Raw genomic sequence first — 1,308 nt, 5'->3', positions numbered from 1 at the left:
CGGACGGCGGCGGGACGGGACCGCCGTCCGGCGGGCGGGACGGGACCGGCTCCGGCCGGGGCGGTGTCGAGGCGCGGTGGACGCGGCTACGCAGGAGCGCCCGCGTCCGGTTCACGGGCGTCCGCGGGGATGGCGCCCGGCCGGAAGGCGGACGAGGATGGCGCTCCGCGCGGCGCACCACGTCCCCGCGCGGCCGCCGCCCGCCCCGCGCGGTACGGCGCCGATACCCGGGGACGCCCCCGGACGGCCGCTCGCCGAGGGAGACGTCGGATGGGTTCCCACGCAGTGCCGCGACAACGTCGGCGCCTGTTCCTGGCACCGGTGGGCCTGCTCCTGGTCGCCGCGTTCCTCGGCATCCCCCGGGCCGACGGGGCGCCCGCCTCGGCCGACGCCTGCCGGACGACCGCCGTACGCCTGCCCCACGGCGACTGCGGGCCCTTCTGGCAGGTGCTCGCCGAGGATTTCGACGGCGAACGGGTCCCGCTGGGCGCGTTCAGCGACTGCGACCACCACGTCGACACCTCCGCCGCGTACTGCGGCGGCCTCGGCGGCACCTTCCGGGACAACTGGTGGGCGTACCCCACGGGTTGGCTCGACACCGCCAACAGCCGAGGCCGCGCCGTGGCGGGCGTGTACCACCCGGAGGACACGGTGAGTGTGGGCCCCGCGGCCGACGGCGACGGCCGGATGACGATCCGCATGTGGCGCCCCGCGGACGGCGGACCCGTGCACTCCGCCGCGGTGGTACCGCGCGCGGTCATGCAGATGCGGTACGGCAAGTTCAGCGCCCGCATCAGGGTCACCCGGCTCGCGCCGGGCTACAAGTCCGCGTGGCTGCACTACGGCGGCGGCTGCGAGATGGACAACCCCGAGGGTGAGTGGACCGGTTCGCTGAACGCCTTCTCGCACCCCTGCGGCGGCGGCACCCAGGGTTCCTTCGACAGCGGCGACGACTGGACCCGCTGGCACACCGTCTCCACCGAGTGGACCCCGGGCAGCGTGCGGTTCTTCGTGGACGGCCGGGAGACCGGGCACGACACCCGGGGCGTCCCCGACATCCCGCTGTCCTGGGTGCTCCAGAACGAGAGCGCGCTGGAGGGCCCGGTCGCGGCCCCCGGCAGCAGCGCCCAGCTCGACGTCACCTGGGTGGCCGCCTACGCCTACGGGTGGAAGTGACGACCGGACAGCGGCCACCCGCGCCCACCCGTGCCACCCACGCCCACCCGTGCCACCCGCGTCAACCGCAGGCCCCTGCCCGCAGCCCGCGCCCCCAGCCCCGCAACCGCAGGCCCCTGCCCGCAGCCCGCG

The 1,308-nt window shown here is 76.5% G+C and carries 1 protein-coding gene; it reads left to right on the top strand.

Translation table 11 applies throughout. The features are described from left to right. Positions 1-270: 270 nt before the first annotated feature. Positions 271-1,176 carry a glycoside hydrolase family 16 protein gene (locus GA0115242_RS23495; RefSeq protein WP_093831633.1) on the top strand — a complete coding sequence of 302 codons (906 nt, stop codon included), beginning with the start codon at positions 271-273 and terminating at the stop codon, positions 1,174-1,176. Positions 1,177-1,308 lie beyond the last annotated feature (132 nt).

Origin of the sequence: Streptomyces sp. SolWspMP-5a-2 (genome assembly GCF_900091845.1) — a bacterium.
Classification (GTDB): domain Bacteria; phylum Actinomycetota; class Actinomycetes; order Streptomycetales; family Streptomycetaceae; genus Streptomyces; species Streptomyces doudnae.
The sequence above is the reverse complement of the archived record's forward strand: the minus strand, read 5'-3'. Positions and strand labels throughout refer to the sequence as shown.